The organism is Williamsia sp. D3 (assembly GCF_000506245.1).
GTDB lineage: Bacteria > Actinomycetota > Actinomycetes > Mycobacteriales > Mycobacteriaceae > Williamsia > Williamsia muralis.
Genome location: NZ_AYTE01000032.1, coordinates 56,978 through 77,177, shown reverse-complemented (window position 1 = coordinate 77,177; position 20,200 = coordinate 56,978). Strand labels below are relative to the sequence as shown.

General features: G+C 64.8%; 19 protein-coding genes and 2 pseudogenes. 6 read left to right on the top strand and 15 right to left on the bottom strand.

Annotation, left to right across the window (positions count from 1 at the left end; translation table 11 throughout):
* The 3 genes and pseudogenes from ispF to W823_RS50625 all read right to left on the bottom strand — a co-directional run bounded on the left by ispF (position 1) and on the right by W823_RS50625 (position 1,636).
* Positions 1-465, bottom strand: a complete 465-nt coding sequence (gene ispF / locus W823_RS50635; protein WP_023961265.1) for a 2-C-methyl-D-erythritol 2,4-cyclodiphosphate synthase — start codon at positions 463-465, stop codon at positions 1-3.
* The gene (gene ispD, locus W823_RS50630) at positions 462-1,130 is read right to left on the bottom strand and encodes a 2-C-methyl-D-erythritol 4-phosphate cytidylyltransferase (RefSeq protein WP_023961263.1); all 669 of its coding nucleotides are present in this window, start codon (positions 1,128-1,130) and stop codon (positions 462-464) included. Before ispD ends, ispF begins: the two co-directional genes overlap by 4 nt.
* Before the next feature lie 18 nt (positions 1,131-1,148).
* A pseudogene (locus tag W823_RS50625) lies at positions 1,149-1,636 on the bottom strand (CarD family transcriptional regulator).
* A gap of 358 nt (positions 1,637-1,994) precedes the next feature.
* Here W823_RS50625 and W823_RS50620 point away from each other — a divergent pair.
* Positions 1,995-2,624 carry a hypothetical protein gene (locus W823_RS50620; RefSeq protein WP_023961261.1) on the top strand — a complete coding sequence of 210 codons (630 nt, stop codon included), beginning with the start codon at positions 1,995-1,997 and terminating at the stop codon, positions 2,622-2,624.
* 46 nt (positions 2,625-2,670) lie between these two features.
* A complete protein-coding gene (gene radA, locus W823_RS50615; RefSeq protein WP_030172737.1) occupies positions 2,671-4,068 on the top strand; it encodes a DNA repair protein RadA in 1,398 nt (465 codons plus the stop codon).
* Here radA and W823_RS50610 read toward each other — a convergent pair.
* The gene (locus W823_RS50610; protein WP_030172736.1) at positions 4,065-4,634 is read right to left on the bottom strand and encodes a PaaI family thioesterase; all 570 of its coding nucleotides are present in this window, start codon (positions 4,632-4,634) and stop codon (positions 4,065-4,067) included. The genes radA and W823_RS50610 overlap by 4 nt on opposite strands.
* A 47-nt stretch (positions 4,635-4,681) precedes the next feature.
* Between W823_RS50610 and disA the strand changes: the two genes are divergently transcribed.
* The gene (disA, locus tag W823_RS50605) at positions 4,682-5,764 is read left to right on the top strand and encodes a DNA integrity scanning diadenylate cyclase DisA (RefSeq protein WP_023961255.1); all 1,083 of its coding nucleotides are present in this window, start codon (positions 4,682-4,684) and stop codon (positions 5,762-5,764) included.
* 271 nt (positions 5,765-6,035) lie between these two features.
* Here disA and W823_RS50600 read toward each other — a convergent pair whose 3' ends face one another.
* Both W823_RS50600 and W823_RS50595 read right to left on the bottom strand, forming a co-directional pair.
* The gene (locus W823_RS50600; RefSeq protein WP_023961253.1) at positions 6,036-6,803 is read right to left on the bottom strand and encodes a hypothetical protein; all 768 of its coding nucleotides are present in this window, start codon (positions 6,801-6,803) and stop codon (positions 6,036-6,038) included.
* 93 nt (positions 6,804-6,896) lie between these two features.
* On the bottom strand, positions 6,897-7,541 hold the full coding sequence (locus W823_RS50595) for a carbonic anhydrase (RefSeq protein WP_023961251.1): 645 nt from the start codon (positions 7,539-7,541) through the stop codon (positions 6,897-6,899).
* On the opposite strand from W823_RS50595, the gene W823_RS50590 reads away from it, so the two are divergent.
* Positions 7,540-8,433, top strand: a complete 894-nt coding sequence (locus W823_RS50590; RefSeq protein ID WP_023961249.1) for an A/G-specific adenine glycosylase — start codon at positions 7,540-7,542, stop codon at positions 8,431-8,433. The two genes, W823_RS50595 and W823_RS50590, sit on opposite strands and share 2 nt — an antisense overlap.
* 17 nt (positions 8,434-8,450) lie before the next feature.
* Here W823_RS50590 and W823_RS50585 read toward each other — a convergent pair whose 3' ends face one another.
* Positions 8,451-9,185 carry an alpha/beta fold hydrolase gene (locus W823_RS50585; protein WP_081729886.1) on the bottom strand — a complete coding sequence of 245 codons (735 nt, stop codon included), beginning with the start codon at positions 9,183-9,185 and terminating at the stop codon, positions 8,451-8,453.
* Between the two features lie 161 nt (positions 9,186-9,346).
* Here W823_RS50585 and mhuD point away from each other — a divergent pair, with 161 nt between their 5' ends.
* A complete protein-coding gene (gene mhuD / locus W823_RS50580) occupies positions 9,347-9,652 on the top strand; it encodes a mycobilin-forming heme oxygenase MhuD (protein ID WP_023961245.1) in 306 nt (101 codons plus the stop codon).
* On the opposite strand, the gene W823_RS50575 is transcribed toward mhuD, so the two are convergent.
* On the bottom strand, positions 9,639-10,421 hold the full coding sequence (locus W823_RS50575; protein WP_023961243.1) for a putative protein N(5)-glutamine methyltransferase: 783 nt from the start codon (positions 10,419-10,421) through the stop codon (positions 9,639-9,641). The two genes, mhuD and W823_RS50575, sit on opposite strands and share 14 nt — an antisense overlap.
* 197 nt (positions 10,422-10,618) lie before the next feature.
* Between W823_RS50575 and W823_RS50570 the strand changes: the two genes are divergently transcribed.
* Positions 10,619-12,106, top strand: a complete 1,488-nt coding sequence (locus W823_RS50570) for an aldehyde dehydrogenase (protein WP_023961240.1) — start codon at positions 10,619-10,621, stop codon at positions 12,104-12,106.
* Positions 12,107-12,253: 147 nt separating this feature from the next.
* Here W823_RS50570 and W823_RS50565 read toward each other — a convergent pair whose 3' ends face one another.
* The 7 genes and pseudogenes from W823_RS50565 to W823_RS50540 form a co-directional block, all read right to left on the bottom strand.
* Positions 12,254-12,883, bottom strand: a complete 630-nt coding sequence (locus tag W823_RS50565; protein ID WP_023961238.1) for a hypothetical protein — start codon at positions 12,881-12,883, stop codon at positions 12,254-12,256.
* Entirely contained in the window at positions 12,884-13,681 is a 798-nt protein-coding gene (locus W823_RS57860) for a hypothetical protein (RefSeq protein WP_152538142.1), read from the bottom strand.
* A gap of 200 nt (positions 13,682-13,881) precedes the next feature.
* The gene (locus W823_RS50560) at positions 13,882-15,354 is read right to left on the bottom strand and encodes an MCE family protein (RefSeq protein ID WP_023961234.1); all 1,473 of its coding nucleotides are present in this window, start codon (positions 15,352-15,354) and stop codon (positions 13,882-13,884) included.
* Positions 15,351-16,646: an MCE family protein gene (locus W823_RS50555; protein WP_023961232.1), complete on the bottom strand. Its 1,296-nt coding sequence runs from the start codon at positions 16,644-16,646 to the stop codon at positions 15,351-15,353. Before W823_RS50555 ends, W823_RS50560 begins: the two co-directional genes overlap by 4 nt.
* Entirely contained in the window at positions 16,646-17,911 is a 1,266-nt protein-coding gene (locus W823_RS50550) for an MCE family protein (RefSeq protein WP_023961230.1), read from the bottom strand. Before W823_RS50550 ends, W823_RS50555 begins: the two co-directional genes overlap by 1 nt.
* Positions 17,911-19,104 (bottom strand): MCE family protein, encoded by a 1,194-nt coding sequence (locus W823_RS50545; protein ID WP_031333040.1) that lies wholly within the window; start codon positions 19,102-19,104, stop codon positions 17,911-17,913. Before W823_RS50545 ends, W823_RS50550 begins: the two co-directional genes overlap by 1 nt.
* A pseudogene (locus tag W823_RS50540) lies at positions 19,104-20,164 on the bottom strand (MCE family protein). Before W823_RS50540 ends, W823_RS50545 begins: the two are co-directional and overlap by 1 nt.
* Between the last annotated feature and the right edge of the window lie 36 nt (positions 20,165-20,200).

Genomic DNA, 20,200 nt, shown 5'->3' with positions numbered 1-20,200 from the left:
CTACTGGTCAAGCAGCAGGGCTGTGGCCACGGCGGCGATGCCCTCACCGCGACCGGTCAGCCCGAGTCCATCGGTGGTGGTGGCAGACACCGACACCGGCCCGCCGATGAGTTCGGTGAGCACTTGCTGGGCCTCCGCGCGGCGGGGCCCGATCTTCGGCCTGTTGCCGATCACCTGAACTGCCGCGTTCCCGACGCGCCAACCCTCCGATTCGATGAGTTCGCGGACGTGGCCGAGCATGCGGGCGCCGCTGACGCCGTCCCACTCCGGACGTCCGGTTCCGAACACCGAACCCAGATCGCCGAGTCCGGCGGCCGAGAGGAGGGCGTCGCACAGGGCGTGCGCGGCGACATCCCCGTCGGAGTGGCCGGCGCAGCCATCCGCGTCAGAAAAGAGCAGCCCGGCCATCCAGCACGGCCGACCCTGCTCGACGGGGTGGACGTCGGTACCGATGCCCACCCTCACGTTCGTGCCTCCTCGGCCAGCAACCAGGAGGCGAGGCGGAGGTCCCACGGGGTGGTGATCTTGAAAGCCAATGGATCTCCCGCGATGGTGTGGACCGCGACGCCATGGGATTCGACGAGCCCGGCGTCGTCGGTGAAGTCAGCGTCAGCGCTGGCGTATGCCGAGGTCAAGACATCAAAATCGAAGCCTTGAGGAGTTTGGACCGCGCGCAGACTCGTGCGGTCGACGGTTCCAGTGACCACACCGGCAGGATCAACGGACTTGATGGTGTCCGTGACGGGAGTTCCCGGGACCACGGCGTGGGCCCCGGCGAGCACGGCGTCGACGACGGAGACGAACAACGTCGGCGGGGTGAGGCAGCGGGCCGCATCGTGGACCAAGACCACGTCGGCGGCGGGGGCGGCGGCGAGGGCCGCTCGCACCGAGTCGCCTCGTTGAGCGCCACCTGCCACCACGGTCACTTCGGGGAAGTCCGCCCGGACCTGGTCTACGAGACCGGCCGGGACGGACAACACGACATGCTCGACGACCCCGCTGGCCTGCACACCACGCACAGCGCGATGCAGCATGGAGTGGCCTGCGAGGTCGACGAATGCCTTGGGCAATCCGGCACCGAGCCGCTCTCCGCGACCGGCAGCCGGGATCAGCGCGACAGTAGATGCCAAGACGACCAGACGCCCGCTCTACGAAGCGGCGGCAAGAACCTCGTCGAGAATGATGGAGGCCTTCTCGTCGTTGGTGTTCTGCGCGAGCGAGAGTTCATCGACGAGGACGCGGCGCGCACGGGTGAGCATTCGCTTCTCACCAGCGGACAGACCACGGTCCTGCTCACGACGCCAGAGGTCGCGCACGATCTCGGCAACCTTGATGATGTCGCCCGAGATCAGCTTTTCCTGGTTTGCCTTGAAGCGGCGAGCCCAGTTGGTCGGCTCCTCGGTGTGCGGTGCGCGAAGCACATCGAACACCTTTCCGAGGCCTTCTTCTCCGACCACATCGCGTACACCCACATATTCGAGCTTTGTGGAAGGATCTGGACCGTCATGTCGCCGTCCGCAACCTTGAGGACGAGGTATTCAACAGCCTCACCCTTGATGGTCCGGATCACGATGTCTTCGACCAAGGCAGCACCGTGATGGGGGTAGACAACGGTGTCACCAACTTTGAAATTCAATGTTTCATGCCCCTTTCCATTCGCCGAGTCTACCACGGTGCCTTCCGCGTCATCGGACAACGATGCAGGTCAGCGGCGTAGGCATGGTCCGCCAAGCCTTGACGATGCCTGAAAAGTGTGCTGGGACACTGCCCGAACTCCCTCATCGACGGCCCGCAGGGCACCTCGATCTCGAACGCTCTCCACGGCGATTTCGGCACCCCATCGCGATTTCTCGCGACCGGCCCACTACGCTCCGTAGTGCACGCACTGCGCAGTCGACCTGAGCGGGTTCTCGGGCCACCTGAGCCGACTGACGAGCGGGCGCAGCATCAGGACCTACCTCGGAGGAAAACCGGTGTCAGTGGAGAGAGTTTCGGTGGAACGAGAGTTTGGGCCGGCCCGTAATGTCCGGCGACGCCGGGTGGCTTCGGCCATCGCCGTCGGGGCGATCGCGACCGGTCTGGCACTCGGCACCACCGCGTGCGGTGCGGGCCAGACCTCGCAGACCGCCAACCAGGCCTCCGCCGTCAACGGCAACTCGGCCACCGTCGGCCCGCTCGCCTTGCGCGACGTCGCGGTTGTCTTTCCCGAGTCCGGAGATGTGGCCTTCGCCAACGGCGGGCCGCTCGAGATGTCGTTCCTGATCTCCAACACCAGCCCAGATGTCGCCGACAAGCTCGAGAGCATCGAGTTCGCAGGCGGCGACGGCAAGGTCACCATCGACGGTCCCACCGAGATCCCGGCCACCAAATCGCTGCGGGCCGGCACGCCGGGACTGCTGCTCACCACCAGCGCAGAACCAGAAGACCCCAGCGAAAAGCGCATCACCGTCACCATCACGGGTGCCGCGAAGACCATCACACCAGGCCTCACGGTCCCGCTGACCTTCGATTTCCAGCAGGCCGGCGAGACCACCCTCAATGTGCCTGTCGACGCCGGGCCACTGCTGCCCCGCCAGGACAAGGCCCGCGGCGTGGTCGAAGAAGACCACGGCGGAGGGCACTAGCCCGCTCCGGCGGTTCGGTGTCGGTCACCGTGGCTAGAGTTGCGCGGTGGCCAAACCCAAATCGACATATCGATGTAGCGCCTGCGGATACCAGGTTGCGAAATGGGTGGGCCGCTGCCCGGAATGCGGTGAATGGGGCTCTGTCGACGCGGTCGCCATGGCCACCGGCGGTGGAGCGGGCATAGGCGGCGGTAAGTCCGCCACGGTCGCGACCATCCCGAGCGCACCTGCCCGGCCGATGAGTCAAATCGACGTCAGCCATACCGCAGCTTTTCCCACCGGCATCGGAGAACTCGACCGCGTCCTCGGCACCGGCGTGGTCCCCGGTTCGGTCATGCTGCTCGCCGGTGAACCCGGCGTCGGCAAATCCACCCTCCTGCTCGAAACCGTCAAACGTTGGGCGCTGCAAGGCAAACGCGCGCTGTACGTGACCGGCGAGGAGTCCGCGGGCCAGGTGCGCCTGCGCGCCGAACGCACGGGAGCGGTACACGACGAGATCTTCCTCGCCGCGGAGTCCGACCTCGGCGCGGTGCTCGGTCACGCGGAGGCGGTCATGCCATCGCTGATGATCGTCGACTCGGTGCAGACGATGGTGGCCCAGAACGTCGACGGGGTGAACGGTGGTGTCACCCAGATCCGTGCGGTGACAACGGCTTTGACCTCACTGGCAAAGAACTCGGGCATCGCGGTGATCCTGGTCGGGCACGTCACCAAGGACGGCACCGTCGCAGGCCCCCGCTCGCTCGAGCACCTCGTGGACGTGGTCCTCTCGTTCGAGGGCGACAAGCATTCGACCCTGCGGATGGTCCGCGGCATCAAGAACCGGTTCGGCGCGGCCGATGAGGTCGGCTGCTTCGAACAACGTGAAGACGGCATCCACGAGGTCACCGACCCGTCGGGACTGTTCCTGCATCACCGCGACATCGGTGTGGCCGGAACCGCGATCACCGTTGCCATGGACGGCAAACGGCCGCTGGTCGGCGAAGTGCAGGCACTGGTCTCGAAGTCGAGTCTGGCCAACCCCCGGCGCGCGGTTGTCGGACTCGATTCGGCAAGGGTCGCAATGATTTTGGCGGTCTGTTCGGCTCGCGCCCATCTGCCCACCCACGACCAGGACGTCTACGTGGCCACCGTCGGCGGAATGAAGTTGAGCGAACCTGCGGCCGACCTCTCGGTCGCGTTGGCGCTCAGCTCCATCCTGGCCGACCGGTCGTTGCCCGGGTCCATGGTCGCCATCGGCGAGATCGGCCTCGCGGGCGAGGTGCGCCGGGTGGCCGGTGTCGGCAAAAGGGTGGCCGAGGCCAAGCGACTCGGCTTCAAACACGCGATCGTCCCGGCCGGTTCGCTCGATCTGCCGTCGGGCATGAAGATCACCCAGGTGGCCGATCTGCAGACCGCCATGCGAACGGCTCTGAAAGGTCCCGCCAGCCCCTACCGGTTCTAGACGCTGCTGCTTCCCCGGTCGTGGCGGGCGATGCGCTCGCCGTAGAACTCGGCCGCACCACTCGCCTCGAAGCTGTCCTTGAAGTGCTCCAGGGGCTTGATCTGGACGAAGATCGCGTGTGCGGCGCCCACGGGCTCGGTGTCGTCGCCCAGGTAGGCAACGGCACGCGAATACAGCTTGCGCCGAACGGTGCCGACCGTCTCGGCCTCGAGCCGTAGTTCACTGCCCACCGGGATGGGCTTGGCGAAGTCGATCTCCAGGTGCGCGGTCACTGCAATCGCGCCCACCATCCAGTGCGTCAGACCCATCACCTCGTCGAACGCGGTCGAGAGGATGCCGCCGTGGATGACGCCGGGGCCTCCTTCGAATCGGGGCTCGACCTGCATCCGGGCGGTGACGTCGGTGCCCTCGCCCGCGATTGCCTTCATGTGCAGACCGGCCTCGGAGCGGTCACCGCAGCCGAAGCACATCGGGTTGTGCGCCCGCACCACTTCACCGGCCGCCGGGGCCTTGGCCGAGCGTTCGGCCGGGACCAGCTCGTCGGGCAGCACGAAAGTTGTTTTCACAGACAGCTAATCTAGTCTCCATCTCATGGACAACAGAAAGGCGCCTCATGGCTGAGGTTCCGGCCTCGGACCTGCTCCGCACCACGATTGCCCGATTGGCGCCGGGCACTCCCCTGCGAGACGGCCTCGAACGCATCCTGCGTGGCCGCACAGGCGCTTTGATCGTCATCGGACACGATCCCGAGGTCGAACGGATCTGTGCCGGTGGCTTCCATCTGGACGTCGCGTTCGCTCCCACCCGATTGCGCGAGCTGTCGAAGATGGACGGTGCGGTGGTGCTGTCCACCGACGGCGCCAGAATCGTGCGTGCCAACGTGCAATTGGTGCCCGATCCGTCCATCCCGACCGAAGAATCGGGCACCCGGCATCGTTCCGCCGAACGCACCGCCATCCAGACCGGCTACCCGGTGATCTCGGTCAGCGCCTCGATGTCCATCGTCAGTGCCTACGTGGCCGGAATCCGATATGTCGTCGAGGGATCGGACGCGATCCTCTCGCGCGCCAATCTCGCTGTCGCCACTCTCGAGCGATACAAGACTCGACTCGATGAGGTCAGTACCGCGCTTTCGCGATCAGAGATCGAAGATTACGTAACGCTGCGCGACGCGATGACCGTTGTGCAGCGGCTCGAGATGGTGCGCCGGGTGTCCGAGGAGATCGAGCACTACGTTCTCGAACTCGGTGTCAACGGCCGTCAGCTGCGGCTGCAGCTCGAAGAGTTGGTGGGCGACAACGACTCTCAACGCGAGCTGGTGGTGCGCGACTACTTCGCCAGTCCCGAGCCCGCCAGCACGATGGAGGTCGAGCAGGCCCTCACCGCCATCGAAAACCTCACGGACACCGATCTTTTGGACCTCACCGCACTGGCCCGGGCTTTCGGCTACCCGAATACGATCGACGCCCAGGACACCGCGATGAGCCCGCGGGGTTATCGATTGCTGGCCCGGATCCCGCGTCTGCAGTTCGCTCACATCGACCGGCTCGTCCGCAGCTACGGCACGCTGCAAGCGCTATTGGCCGCCACCGCCGCGGACCTGCAGGCGGTCGAGGGCATCGGCAGCATCTGGGCCAGGCACATCCGCGAGGGATTGTCCCGGCTGGCCGAGTCCAGCATCGAACGTTTTGATTAGTAACCGCCTGGCCCGCCACGGTTCTCCCCGGAGGTGTGGCCCGCGTGCTCTGGACGGAGGAGCGAGGGAGCGCAGCGACTGAGTCGACGTAGGAAGAGCTCGCGAGTGGCGGCCACACCGACAAGCGAGCGGAGCGAGCGGAGCGAGCAGATGTAACTGAGGTGTGGCCCGGTTGTTCTGGACTGCCGACGAACGAGCGCAGCGATGTGAGGAGAAGGGAAGAACAACCGACGACGGCCACACCGACAAGCGGAGCGAAGCGGAGCAGATATTACTGCGCGTTCGGTCGATTCACGTTGAACGTGATCGGGGCACTCGGCTTCTCACCGATCTTGGCGACGGCCTGGTAGGCGCCCGGAGCAACGGGTTGGCGCGGCGTCTCGCAACCGGGGCTGCTGGTGGTACCGGACCAGTCGATGGTGTCCTTGACCTGCTGCCCCGGCTTGAGGAGCTGGTTGTTGACGCCCTCGACCGGCGCGCAGTCGCCGGACGACCAGATGCGGCGGTCGCCTGCGAGGTTCAGCACGGTCACGTTCTGCATGCCCTTGCCGACGTCGCGGGTGCAATCGGAGAGCCCTGCGTTGGTGATGGCGATGGTCAAGATCGGCTGCTCGCCCTCGACGTATGCCGGCTTGTCGGTGTAGAGCACCACGGAGATGTTCTGGTCGGGGCACAGTCCGCTGGCCGGGACAGGTTGAGGCGTCTCCCCGACCGGGGTGCCGCCCGGGATACCGGGAGCACCTGAGGCACCGGGCTGATCGGGGTTCGCACCGGCGACGTCTCCTCCGCCGGTACCACCAGAACCGCCGCCGGGAACCGCAGACTGCGATGCCGACGGATCCTTGTAAGCCGACGGCAGCGCGTAGCTCGATGAGGCATTCAGCTCGGTGCTGTTGGCCGTGTTCTTCCCGTTGTCGTCACCGGTCACCCAGAAGACGAGTCCGATGATCACGGCAAGCACCACCACCAGGACGCCGACCGCGAGTGCGCGTCGGCGCCAGTAAATTTCCGGCGGCAGGGGGCCCTGAGGATCTAGCACACCCCGACGCTAGTGGCACCGCGGTGGCCACCGGCTGACCTCGCGCGGCGTGTCGCATTTAACCTCTGTGCGAGACATCTCAAAGGCGGTGGCTCACGACGCCAGGCTTGGCATCTCCGGATCCTCGCCGATCTCGCCGAGCGTCCCGTTCAGACGAACCACACCTTCGGCCAGTTCGTATGTGAGTCCGACGATTCCCAGTGCGCCACTCTCGATCTTGTCGGAGATGATCCGGCTGCGCTGAACCATCAGGCGGCCGGTTTCCTTCACATGCCTGGCTTCGAACTCGTCGACGCGGGTGAGACCTTCGCTGCGTCCGGCCAGGATGCTCGGCGTGACGCGTTCGACGACGTCGCGGATGAATCCTCCAGGAATCTGTAGGTCGTCGAGTGCGTCCAGTGTCGCCCGGACGGCACCACAGCTGTCGTGCCCGAGGACGGCGATCAGCGGCACGTCGAGGACTTCCACGGCGTATTCGATCGAGCCCAGTACCGCCGAGTCGATGACGTGCCCGGCCGTCCGGATCACGAACATCTCGCCGAGCCCTTGATCGAAGATGATCTCCGCTGCCACCCGCGAGTCGGCGCACCCGAAGAGCACCGCCCGCGGATGCTGCCCGGCAGCGAGCCGGGCGCGGTCCTCGATACCCTGACTGGGATGAAGCGACTTGCCTGCCACGAAGCGTTCATTGCCTTCACGCAGCGATTTCCATGCCTGAGCGGGGGTTGTTTGAGCCATGGCTGACATTCTGCACTCCCCCTCTCCGGTCCCGCCCACCAACTTGCTCAGTTGGTTCGATGAGGCCGAACGCGACCTTCCCTGGCGACGTCGCGGCGTCACGGCCTGGCACATCCTGATCAGCGAGATCATGCTCCAGCAGACGCCGGTGTCACGGGTGGCGCCGATCTGGGAACAGTGGATCGAACGGTGGCCGGTCCCGTCGGCGATGGCCGCGAGCCCGGTGGGTGAAGTGGTGCGGGCCTGGGGCAAGCTCGGCTATCCCCGCCGCGCGATGCGGCTGCACGCGTGCTCGGCTGTACTCGCCGCCGAGCACGGCGACGTGGTCCCCAGTGATGTCGACGTCTTGCTCACGCTGCCCGGCATCGGCGATTACACGGCCCGCGCCATTGCGTGCTTTGCCTACGGTCAGTCGGTGCCCGTGGTCGACACGAATGTCCGGCGGGTGGTCGCCCGGGCCGTCCACGGCCGGGCCGAACCCGGCAACCCCGCACGCGCCGACCTCGTTGATGTCGCGGGCCTGTTACCCGCCGACTCACGCGCGCCCCGGTTCTCCGCGGCCCTGATGGAGTTGGGTGCGCTGGTCTGCGTCGCCAAGAACCCTCGCTGCCAGCTCTGCCCTCTCACCGGGTGCCGGTGGGTCGCGGCCGGACGACCCGCGCATGATGGGCCTGCCCGCAAGGTGCAGAAGTTCGCTGGAACCGACCGTCAGGTGCGGGGACTGCTGTTGGATGTGTTGCGGGGCAGCGACATCCCCGTCGAGCGGGCGCGACTCGATCTGGTGTGGACCACCGACACGGCGCAGCGCGATCGTGCGCTCGACTCGCTGCTCGTCGACGGATTGGCGGAGATCACCGACGACGGGCGGTTCGCACTGGCCGGCGAAGGATGATCTCCGGGTCAGTCGGATCAGGTCAGGCCGGACAGGAATGCCTCCACTGCGCCGCGGTACTCGTCGGGCGCGGAGTCATGGATCAGGTGGTCGGATCCTTTGACCCGCAACAGGATTGCGTTCTCGTGTGCTTGTGACATCGTGTGCATCTGACCTGGCGGGGTGACACTGTTCTCGGCCTCGAGCAGCAGGCTCGGTACCGCCACAGCATCCCACTGCTGCCAGAAGTCACGACGACCCCACTCTTCGGCGATCTGCGCCCACACGTCGAGACGACCGTGTAGCGCACCATCGTCAAATGCCTCGTAGAAGTAGCGGCCGGCCACCTCTCCGAACATCTGCTGCGCGTGCGCAAGTGTCTCGAACCGGTCCGGCCACGACTCGAACCATGGGCGCCACCCCGCGGTGGTGCGACCACGAAAGTCCGGTGCCATGTCCTCGATCACCAGAGCAGACACCAGCTCGGGGTAGTCCGCAGCGGCACACCATGCGTGCAGGCCGCCCATGGAATGCCCGACCAGAACGGCCGGACCCATGTCGATCCACGTCAGTACTTCGGCCAGGTCACCGACAAACCGCTCGGTGCACAGATTTTCGGGCGACGGCTCTTCGATGCTCTTCGCTCCGCGATGCCACGCCGCGTCGTAGGCGAACACTCGTCCGTACCTGCGGAGCCAGGGGATCTGGCGTTGCCATGTGCGGCCGCGACCCATCAACCCGTGCAACAGCACGATCGGCGGACGCCCGGGCATCCCGCCGTAGTCGATGAAACCCACGTCCGCACTCACGGGGTAGAACCTTATCGGCTACGTCGGGGCATGACTCCGGCCAGAGTCACCGCCGGCCGGAGCAGGCACGGATGGCAGCTGCAGGGAACAGTTGAGGAGCACACTCCGCCGGTAGGGTGATCGCCATGGCTGTTGTGAAGATCAATGCGATTTCCGTTCCCGAAGGCGCCGGACCCGAGCTGGAGAAGCGCTTTGCCCATCGCGCCCACAGTGTCGATGGCTCGAAGGGTTTCCTCGGTTTCCAGTTGCTGCGACCGGTCAAGGGCGATGACCGCTACTTCGTGGTGACGCAGTGGGAGTCCGAAGAGGACTTTCAGGCCTGGGCGGCGGGGCCCGCGCGGGAAGCACACGCCGGCGAGCGCGCCAAGCCCGTCGCCTCGGGTGCAGACCTGCTCGAGTTCGAGGTCGTCCTGGACGTCAAACCGTCCTGACCCCGGCCACCACGGTGGCACCGCGTTCAGCGTCGGAGTGGACGGACGGAGACAGCACGGCCTGAGTGAACAGTTCTCGGGCCGAATCGACCTGCGCTGCACTGACTTCGATCACCAGTCGGCCGCGTGGCGCCAACCACCCCGGCGCCTGCGCGACGACCTCGCGCATCAGGTCGAGGCCGTCGGGGCCGCCGTCGAGAGTCGCGGCAGGCTCGAAATCCCGGGCTTCGGGCGGCATGGTCGAAATGGCGGCTGTGGGCACGTAAGGCACGTTGCACATCAGCACATTCACGTGTCCCTGGATGCGCGCGGGGAGCGGTTCGAAGAGGTCACCGCAGAAAACCTCGCCGCGACCCGCCAGATTGATCCGGGCGCATTCGGCCGCCACCGGGTCGATGTCGGCGGCCACAATCTGCGCGTCCGGATGTCGCGCCGCGTACAGCGCGGCCAGCGCCCCCGAGCCACAGCACAGATCCACAACCACGCTGTCGGGCGGCGCTCCGTCCGCCGCGACGTCGACCAGCAACAGAGACCGTTGGCGCGGAACGAACACACCCGGCAGCACTGCCACCATCAGTCCACCGAACTCCGCCGCACCGACGATGTACTCCAGCGGCTCGCCGCCCACCCGACGTCGCACCAGCTTCTCGAGCGTGCCGGCGTCGAGGGCCTCGCGGACCAGGATCCGGGCCTCATCTTCCGCGAAGACGCAACCCGCCGCCCGCAACCGCGCCGCCATCTGGGCCAGCAGTGCGTCGGATTCCTCCATCCGTGTGACGGTAGTGGAGTGGGCACGGGGCGTGCGCTCACAAAACCCGCCCACGCTCGGTCTGCGGTCCGAGTAACCTCCCGCATCGCGAGCCGACCCAACCCCCTCATTCGGCACGAAGTGAATGATCAGACCCGTATCGCAAAACTGGAACGTGTTCTAACATTGGGCTGAAGTGATAACCAACTGGAGGACCAATGACGGACACCGTTGACGCGGCACCCACCACCTCGCGTGACTACGCAGAGCTCTACATCGGCGGCAAGTGGACCAGCGCCCACTCCACCGATGTCCTCGAGGTCTACTCGCCGGCCACCGGCCAACGTGTCGGTAGCACTCCCCTCGCCGATGAGACCGATGTCGACACCGCAGTTCGGACGGCCCGAGCGGCTTTCGACTCCGGCGTCTGGCGCAACAAGACCCCCGAAGAGCGGGCCGCTGTGGTCGCCAAAGTGGCCGATCTCATCGACGAACGCGGCGGCGAGATCGCCGAACTGGTGTCGTCGGAGATGGGGGCGCCCCCGTCAGCTGTCGCCACCTTGCAGCAGCTCCCGGCAACCGGAGTGCTCCGCGAATACGCCAAGGCCGCAATCAATTACACCTGGCACGAGTACCGTGACGGTCTGTTCGGGAAGACGCAGATCACGCGTGAGCCCGTCGGCGTCGTCGGTGCGATCACCGCCTGGAATGTGCCGCTGTTCCTGATCTGCAACAAACTCGGACCCGCATTGTCGGCCGGTTGTTCGGTGGTTCTCAAGCCCGCCCCGGAAACACCGTTGTCGGCCAACGTGATCGCCGAACTGTTCACCGAAGCCGGCCTACCCGAAGGCGTGCTCTCCGTGGTTCCCGGCGGACCCGACACGGGCAAAGCGCTTGTCGCACACCCCGACGTCGACAAGATCACCTTCACCGGCTCCACCGCCGCAGGTAAGGCAATCGGCGCGGCATGCGGCGAGCAGCTCAAGCGCTGTTCGCTCGAATTGGGCGGCAAATCGGCGGCCATCGTGCTCGCCGATGCCGACCCTGCCGAGATCGCCGGCATGCTCACCTTCACCGGTCTGATGAACACGGGGCAGGCGTGTGTTGCGCAGACCCGCGTCCTGGTTCCGAGCAGCAAGCGCGACGAGATCGTCGACGCCATGGTCGGAGCGGCGAAGCTGCTCAAGCCGGGCCTCCCCAACGATCCGGAGGCCCAGCTCGGACCACTGATCACCGAGAAGCAGCGCAATAAGGTCGAGGACTACATCCGTCAGGGCAAAGAGGCTGGTGCCACAGCAGTTCTCGACAGCACCCGTCCCGAGGGGCTCGAGTCCGGCTACTACCTGAGCCCGACCATCTTCACCGGTGTCACCAACGACATGACGATCGCCCGCGAGGAGATTTTCGGTCCGGTCATCTCTGTGATCGATTACGACACCGAAGAAGAAGCCGTCGCCATCGCCAACGATTCGGACTACGGCCTCGCCGGCACGGTGTGGACCGCCGACGTCGAGCACGGCTTGGAGATCGCCGCACAGATCCGCACCGGCACGTACGGCGTCAACTGGTACGCCATCGACCCGGGATCGCCGTTCGGTGGTTACAAGAACTCAGGCATCGGGCGCGAAAACGGTCCGGAGGGACTCGAGTCGTACCTCGAACACAAGTCGGTCATCCTCCCGATGGGTTACGACCCGAACGCTTAGTTCGCACTTCCTCCGACTGCAGCCAGAACCTCCGGTTGCAGTCGGAGGAAGTAACCCAAACCGGAGGAAACGCCAAAGCCTCCGACATCAGTCAGGCCCCCCGATCCACGATCGGGGGGCCTGACTGATGAGTAGGGCCAGTACCGCTCAGGGGGTGGGCACCGGCGTCTCGGCAGGTGCCGGGCTCTGGGGAGGCGCAGGTTCCGATGGCACCGGAACCGGCACCGACGACGCACCGGGCTTGTCGCCTTCTTCCGCCAGTCGGGCCTTCACCGAATCGTCGGTGAGGATGTCGATGTTGGTCACCAGCCACTTGTCGCCCGACCGTTCCATCGAGTACTGCAGCCGACTGGCGTTGACCGACACCAAATCCTTACCGCCTTTGGTGACCGACTGGTTCATGAAGATCAGCAGCAACGCCTTGTCGCGGCTCGACGTGACAACACCGGCGTCCTGAATGGACACCTCAGATTTGACCTGTTGCTTCTGCACTTCCGCAACGAGGTTCGCCTCTTTGATGATCTCGTCGTACTGCTGCTCAGCCGGGCCCGACAACGACTTTCGCGTATCGGCCACGTGCTGCTCGACATTGTCGGGTTGGTAGCCGAACATCAATGTCGCTGTCTGCTTGCCTGCCTCCAGCGCCTCGCCGCGGGCGTCCTCGGCGAGTTTGGTGTCTCGGTAATGCAGACCCACGATCGTCGTGATGATGGCACCGGCCACCAGCAGACAGACGGTCAGCACTGACACGGTCCACAACAAGAATCGACGCGACATCTAGGTCACCCACTCGACGTTGGTGAGTTTGAGTTCACCGTTGATTCGCGTGATCTCCAACTTCCATCTGAACACCTGCAACACCGTCTGCTGATCAGTCACGTTGGGCTGGTTCATCTCCCAGCTGAAGACCATGATCACCGACGCGGTACTGCTGTCACTCGCCGTGACGGCCTCGGAGATCACCGCGCCCTTGGTCGACACGTTCTCGGACTTGATCATGTTGACGGTCTGCTGGACGGATTGGCCGACCTGCTCCATCGCCTTGCCACTCGTGTCGTCCTGGAACGACTTGATCGCGCCATCGATGTTCTGCGGATTCAAGGTTGTCAGATTGGTGACCATCTGCCGCGCGAAAGCCGAGTACTCAGCCCTCAGTTCATTGCGGTCATCGATCTTCTTGGTACCCAACACGAACAGGGTGGACGCCACAGCCATGGCGGCGATCAGACCGACGGCGGTGATGGCAGCCAGGACCACACCCATCCCACGCAGACCCACACGCTTCTTCGCAGCCGTTGAGGGCCGATCCGCTTTGCGTACCCGTCCCTTTGTCTTCCGTGGCCGGCCGGAGTCGCCGCGAGCGGCCGATCGGCGTTCGCGGTAGGCAACCCCCGTCGAGACGACAGCGTCGTCGTCCGTAGACGGTTCCGTAGACCCGCCGACCTCGTCGGACGCTGCCGTGGCCTTAGGCGCCGGCGGAGTGGGAGCTGACTTACGCTTGCGTCCCACCGGTGCGGACTTGACCGGCTTTCCGGTCGGCTTCACCTTGTCCGGTTTGTCTCCGGAAGAAGGCACATCGCCCGGGTCCCGCCCGTCCGCTACACCTGGATTCGTCGCCGGCTCAGTCGTGCCGACCTCCTGCGGAGGCCCGGCAGCCCGGCTCGCTCGCCGACGCTTCCGCTTTGCCTCGTCGCCAGAAACACTGGTCGAGCTCCGCTCCGCCTCGTCTCCGGACCCGCCGGTCGAGCTCCGCTCCGCTTCGTCTCCGGGTCCCGTCACCTCACGGTTCCCGTGATCAGGCTCTGCCATTGGCTGTTGTCTTCCTGCGGTTGCGCCCCGGTACCCGTTGCACCGGTTCCACCACTCGTACCAGAATTGCCCTGGGTCGTCGCAGACCCGGTTCCGGCATTGTAGGTTTTCCCGTCGGGACCGATGTAGTCACCGCTGACCGGATCGTAGGTCGTGGCGTACACGGACGGGCTACCGTCGTCGGCGCCCGGCCCCGCACTGGTCAGGAACCCTTGCGGCACATCGATTCCCGGCAAACCGCGCGGCAGGGGCACGTTCTCGCCGATGGGAACGTAGCCGGTCCGGCACTCTGCCGGTGTCGACGCCCGACGGCCGGGGATCTCCACGCACGGGAAGTTACGGGTACCGCGCACACCGAGATTCGAATCCTGCGGCACCCGGCACAACATCCCGGGTGGCAGTTCACGGGGGGTCTGAGCCGAGGCGTTGCGGTCCGGGGTCATCGGCAGGTAGCCCACCGTGCAGGTACCCGGATCCTGGAAACCCAGCGCGAAGTCGACGTTGGCGCCGTTACGGGCGTCTTCGGTGTTCAGTGCGGTGATGAGCGAGGCGATCAACCGAGGGTAGATCACCACGATCTGCCGTAGGTTCGGGTGGTAGATCGCAAGGGTGCGAGCAGTGGTGTTCAGGTTCGAGAACATCAGGGGCAGCGTCTGATTCATCGATGCAAACAGTTCCTGGGTCTGCTTCGCGACCCCAGGGCCTTTCTGCAGGATGTCCCTCAGTTGAGGATCGTTGGCCCGGAGCTGATCCGTCACCTTGGCAAGATTCGCAGTCCAGGCGCGGATGTCGTCCACCGTCGCCGTCTGCGTCTCCAACAACGGCGCCGCCTGCTCGATGAGCTTGACGATGGCATCCGAGTTCTTGTTCGCGTCACCCACGAGCAGGGCCATCGAGTCCAGCAGTCGCTGCAGGTCCTCACCCGTGCCGTTGAATGCGTTGAAGGCCTCGTCCATCACCCGACGCAGCTGTGTGTCCTGGACACGTTCGAGCAGCCCGTTGGCCTGGTCGAGCAGCGTGCCGACCTCGACCGGGACCGTACCGCCCTCGATCACGGCACCGTCCTGCAGATTGCCGGTCGACTCGACGCCTGGCTTCGGCGTGAACTCGAGGTACTGCTCGCCGACCGCCGAGACACTGTGCACCGATGCGGTGGAGTTGTCGGGGATCTTGGTGTCAGAGTTGATCGAGAGTTTTGCTGTCACACCCTCTTCGGTCAAGGTCACCGACTGCACCTTGCCCACGTCGACCCCGCGGTAGCTGACGTTGCCGTTCTGGTAGAGACCGCCGGTACTGGGCAACTCCACCTCGACGTTGTATTCGCCGACGCCGACCATGCTGGGCACCCGGATGTAGAACACGGCAACGGCGATGATGGCCAAAGTCGTCACGATCGAGAAGATGATCAGCTGCATGCGGACAAACGGTGTGATCCTCATGGGCCCTCCTCCCCGGTTGGTGACTGATCGGCAGCAGGTGTTTCCGGTTGGGGCGCAATCGGAAGTGTCGGACTCGTCTCAGGCGGGGTATCGGCGAGAGGCCCGGTGAAGGGATCGTCACCTCTGCCCGCGGCGCCGGCCGGCTTACCGAACATCCCTTCGGGACCGTAGAATTGGCTCGCGACACCAACACTCGCGAGGGCACCACGCTGCAACCTGCCGAATGTGAGGTCGAGGTTGATCACGGCGTTGAGATAGTCGCCGCGGACCACCTGCGGAATCGCCGACTCGGCAAACGGGAAGGTGAGCAGGATTCCCAGCGATTGAGTCAACGAAGGACCGGTGGACTGTAGTTGATCGAGAACCGGGACGAGGTTGCTGACAACCACCTGGATGTCCTCGGAGTTCGCCTTCAAGATGTCGTCCGTGGTGCGGCTCATCCGGCTCAGGGCCCCCAGCGCATCGGTGAAGTTCACCCGTTGATCGACGAGCAGCTTCAGGATCCGTGGACCGTCGGCCAGCGCCCGTTCGACAACCGGGGTCTGGTCGTTGATCTGGCCGGTGAGTCGATCCAGGCCTTCCATCGCCCGAATGATGTTCTCGCGCTGCACGTTCAGTTCGCCGACCAGCGTGTTCAGACGTGGCACCAGATCGCGCAGCACGTCCTGCCGACCGGCCATGGCGGTGTTGAGCTCGTGGACGATGTCACCGACCTGCGCGAGTCCGCCGCCGTTGAGGACCACCGACAGCGAGCTGAGGACCTGCTCGGTGGTCGGATACGTACACGCGGACACCTGCTGCGCCGAGTTGATGTCGGGGATGGGCTCGGCGTTGGTCGGCTGGGCGATGTTGGACTGCTCAGGGCAGTCCGCCGCCGGGATCTGGCCGCCGGGAGCGATGGTCCCCTTGTCGGCGTCCTCGGGCTGCACGATCTGCAGGTTCAACGAGCCGAGCACGCTGGTGAGACCGACCATGACGTACGAGCCGACCGGGACCTGCGTTCCCTTGTTCAACCGCAGCGTCAACTCTGCCTGCCAGTTCTTCACCTCGATCTTGCCGACACTGCCGACCGTCGCGTCGTTGATGAGCACCGGCGCGTTCTGAACCAGGTTGGCCGCGTTCGGGATCAGCGCTTTCAGCTCATACGAGCCCGCGCCGGTTCCCTCGGCACCGGGCACCGGCAACGAGTTCAGCCCGTCGAACGAACACCCCGACGCCACCAGCGCCGAACTGATCACCACTGCCCCGAAAACGCTGCGCAGAGCCGACTTACGTGATGAACCGGTACCCATCAGCCCTCACCCCCGAACGGGACGAGGAGTTGCGCGAGGCCGGGGTTGTTGTACTTCTTGCGGGTCTCGGCATCCTGATCGCGGATACTCTGCTGCGCCCTGGCTTTGACACTGGCGTTCTGATACTGGATCTGGTCGGGCCTGGCGTCGATGCCGGTGACCGGGTTGATCAGTGCCGGCGGATAATTGACGGAGATCGACGCGAGGACCGGGGCCAGCACATCGACGCATTTCTCGACGTCTCCTTCCTGGCCGGGGCGGTCGTTTGCCTGGATCGTGCCGCACAGCAGGTTGATCAGGTTGCCACCCATGCCGAGACCGAAGATGCCCGAGAGGGATCCCTGCAACGGGTTGTAGATGTTGTAAAAGTTCGACAGCTGGGTCGGACCCGAGTGCAGCAGCCCTCTGATCTCTTCGTCCTTCTGCGCGAGCACGTTGGTGGCATCACCGAGCCGGGCAACCGAATCACTGAGGGTGGCACCGTTGGTGTCGATGAAGCTCTTGACGTCACTGAGCGCTGTGTCGAGGTTGGTCAGCGCACCGTTCAAACTCTCGGTGTTGTCGGCCAGCACCTGACTGACCGATGCGATACGCCCGTTGAACTGCACCAGTTGTTCGTGACTCTGCGACAGCGCCTCGGTCAGCGCCTGCAGGTTACGAATCGTGCTGAACAGGTCGTCGCGTCCGTCGGCCAGCGTGCTGGTCACATCCGAAAGCTGTTGCAGTGACTGCCGAATGGCGGTGCCGTTGCCGTCGAGGTTCGCATCCGCGACATCGACTGCCCTGGCCACGGAGCCCGGATCGGCTCCGTCTGGGCCCACGGCCTCGGTCAGTTTGGTCAATTCGGACTTGATGTCGTCCCACTCGACGGGCACGGCGGTGCGTTCCATCGGGATCGCTCCCCCGTCCTTCAACGCCGGACCACCCTCGTACACCGGGGTCAGCTGGACGAAACGGCCCGACACCAGTGACTGCGCGACCACCAGCGCCTCCGCATCGGCCGGGATCGTCTGGTCGCGGTCGACTTTCAGCTCCACCTTCACGTCGCCGTCGCGGGGGGTGATCTTGCTGACCGACCCGACGGTGACGCCGAGGATCTTCACGGCATCGCCCTCGTACATCGAGTTCACGCTCGCGAAATAGGCTGTATAGGTCTTGTACGCCACCTTCTGGAAGCCGACATAGACCACCACCAGCACGATCACCACAGCCACGACGATGGCAATCGCCTGCCAGAACCGCTTGCTCAACCGTCCCATGCCCATCACCCGTTCGGTCCTGGGTAGCGGGGCGGCGGAGCCGGCGCGATCGTCGAGTTCGGGTCATTGGCCGCATCCGGTCGAGTGGAGATGACCGGCGGGATCGGGAACGCGAACTGGAAGGCGCGGTAAGCCTCAGGGTACTTCTGCTGCATGATGTTCAAGAACACCTCGGTGTAGTCGCCGAAGGTCGGGATGCCGACGAGCGATGAGAAATACGGGCCGCTCGCCACCGCTTCGCCGAGTGTGTTGGCGTAGGGGCCGAGTTCGTCGAGGGTCTGCGCCAGCGTCTCCTGGTTGTCCTGCAGGATCGCCAGAACACCGTTCAGCTTCTCGAGTACCGGCTTGAGCTGGGCATTGTTGTCGTTGATGAATCCACTGATCTGGGCGGTCACGTTCTCGGTGCCGGAGATCAGTTGTCCGAGCGCATACCGTCGGGCCTGCAGCTCGCCGAGCAACGCGTTGGCATCGGTCAGCAGCGTGTTGATCTGACCACTGCGTTTGGCGATGACGTCGGTGACAGACGATGCGCGACTGAGCAATTGGTCCAGCGACTCGTCGCGGTCGGCGATCGCCTTGGACAGGCGCGCCACACCATCGACAGCGGAACGGACCGATTCCGGGGTGTCGGAGAACGTGTCGGTCAACGTGTTCAGCGCGTCGTTGAGTTGATCGGTATCGGTCTCGGCGATCGTGTCGGTTGCACCCTCGAGCGCATCGGTCAGCGAGTAAGGCGCCACCGTGTTGCGACTGCTGATCTCGTCGCCCGGCTTGAGCTGTCCGGTGCCGTGCGGGATCAACGTGAGATTGCGCCTGCCCAAGACGGTTTCGGTCTTGATGGCAGCCTGGCTGCTGGCGCCAACCCGGACCGTGTCCCTCATGTTGAAGGTGACCTTGGCCTTCTTGCCGTCATCGGTGTCCGCCAGCGTGATGCCCTGGACAGCGCCCACGTCGACACCGGAGACCACCACGATGTCGCCGCTGGCAAGACCGCCCGCGTCGTCGAAGTACGCCGTGTACACGCTGCCGTTTGCCAGGAACGGCAACTTGTCCATCTGCAACGCGACGATCACGACGAGGGCGGCGATGAGCACGCCGATGAACCCGACACGAGCGCGGTCGGGTTCGCCACGCTTCTTGCGGCGGGCCTCATCCGCTTCGTCAGCGGTGGTCCGCTGACCTTTGAACAGTGCTGCCATCATCGGGGATCACACCTCCCACCCGGGTTCTGTTTCACACCGGTGGTGTCGATGTTGTTCCACACGATCTCCTGGCCGCCGGGAGCGGTGAAGATCAAGTTGACCTGCACAGCCAGATCTGCAGCCACGCACCGTAACTGCCCAGATTCGACAATGCCTTGAAGTCTCCAGGCAGTCGGCTGATCAGCCCACGGACGTAGGGCTCGCCCTTGAGTACCTCGTCCGAGACCTCGCCGGTGGCCGTGATCATGGATTTGAGGTCGGCGCGATTGGTGGCCAGCACGTCGTTGAGGTCGTTGGTGACCTCAGAGGCGTTTGTCACAGCCTCACCGATCACGTTGCGTTGTGAATCCAGCCCGGAGATCAGCAACTGGAGTTGGTCGAGCGAACTGTCGAAACCGGCGTTGTCGGCATCGATCGTGCCCAGCGTCGTGTTCAAGTTGTCGATCACCTCCCCGATCAATTGATCCCGATCGGCCAGCGAGTCGGTGAATGTTGCCGTGTTGCGCAGCAACTCACTCAGCGCCGGTCCCTGGCCCTGGAACACCTGGATGAGTGACGCGGAGAGTTCGTTCACTTCTTCGGGATTGAGGGTGCGGAAGAGAGGCTTGAACCCCCCGAGCAGTTTGTCGAGGTCGAGCGCCGGCTCGGTCTGACCGATCGGGATGGATCCGCCGTCGCCGATCAGAGCCGAGGGGTCCCCGGTACCTTCCTGGATCTCCAGGAAGCGGTCACCGGTGAGGTTCTCGTAACGGATCAGCGCCCTGGCTGACTCCGGCAGGCGGTACTTCTCGTTCACATCGAACTCGACGACGGCTTCGTTGTCCGGGTTGAGACCGACAGATCCCACCTTGCCCACCTCGACACCCGCAATGCGGACCTTGCTGCCTGATTTGAGCTGCGAGGCACTGGTGAAGGTGGCCTTGTACCCGAAACTGGATCCACCCCGGTACTGGCTGAACACCACGACGAGTACAACGAAGATGAGCACCATCACAACGGCGAAGCTGCCCAGCTTGATGACGGTGGCGCGAAACGCGCGCTCTCTCGAGACCGCCACCTCACACCTTCCTGTTCTGCTGGGTCATCGACGAAA

Bases quoted from the DNA above. Each gene is read 5' to 3' on its own strand.
- W823_RS50555 (WP_023961232.1), bottom strand. From the start codon at position 16,646: ATGGGTACCGGTTCATCACGTAAGTCGGCTCTGCGCAGCGTTTTCGGG.
- disA (WP_023961255.1), top strand. From the start codon at position 4,682: ATGGCTGAGGTTCCGGCCTCGGACCTGCTCCGCACCACGATTGCCCGA.
- W823_RS50560 (WP_023961234.1), bottom strand. From the start codon at position 15,354: ATGAGGATCACACCGTTTGTCCGCATGCAGCTGATCATCTTCTCGATC.
- W823_RS50545 (WP_031333040.1), bottom strand. From the start codon at position 19,104: ATGGCAGCACTGTTCAAAGGTCAGCGGACCACCGCTGACGAAGCGGAT.
- W823_RS50565 (WP_023961238.1), bottom strand. From the start codon at position 12,883: ATGTCGCGTCGATTCTTGTTGTGGACCGTGTCAGTGCTGACCGTCTGT.
- W823_RS50570 (WP_023961240.1), top strand. From the start codon at position 10,619: ATGACGGACACCGTTGACGCGGCACCCACCACCTCGCGTGACTACGCA.
- W823_RS50595 (WP_023961251.1), bottom strand. From the start codon at position 7,541: ATGGCTCAAACAACCCCCGCTCAGGCATGGAAATCGCTGCGTGAAGGC.
- W823_RS50550 (WP_023961230.1), bottom strand. From the start codon at position 17,911: ATGGGCATGGGACGGTTGAGCAAGCGGTTCTGGCAGGCGATTGCCATC.
- mhuD (WP_023961245.1), top strand. From the start codon at position 9,347: ATGGCTGTTGTGAAGATCAATGCGATTTCCGTTCCCGAAGGCGCCGGA.
- W823_RS50590 (WP_023961249.1), top strand. From the start codon at position 7,540: ATGGCTGACATTCTGCACTCCCCCTCTCCGGTCCCGCCCACCAACTTG.
- W823_RS50575 (WP_023961243.1), bottom strand. From the start codon at position 10,421: ATGGAGGAATCCGACGCACTGCTGGCCCAGATGGCGGCGCGGTTGCGG.
- W823_RS50585 (WP_081729886.1), bottom strand. From the start codon at position 9,185: ATGCCCGGGCGTCCGCCGATCGTGCTGTTGCACGGGTTGATGGGTCGC.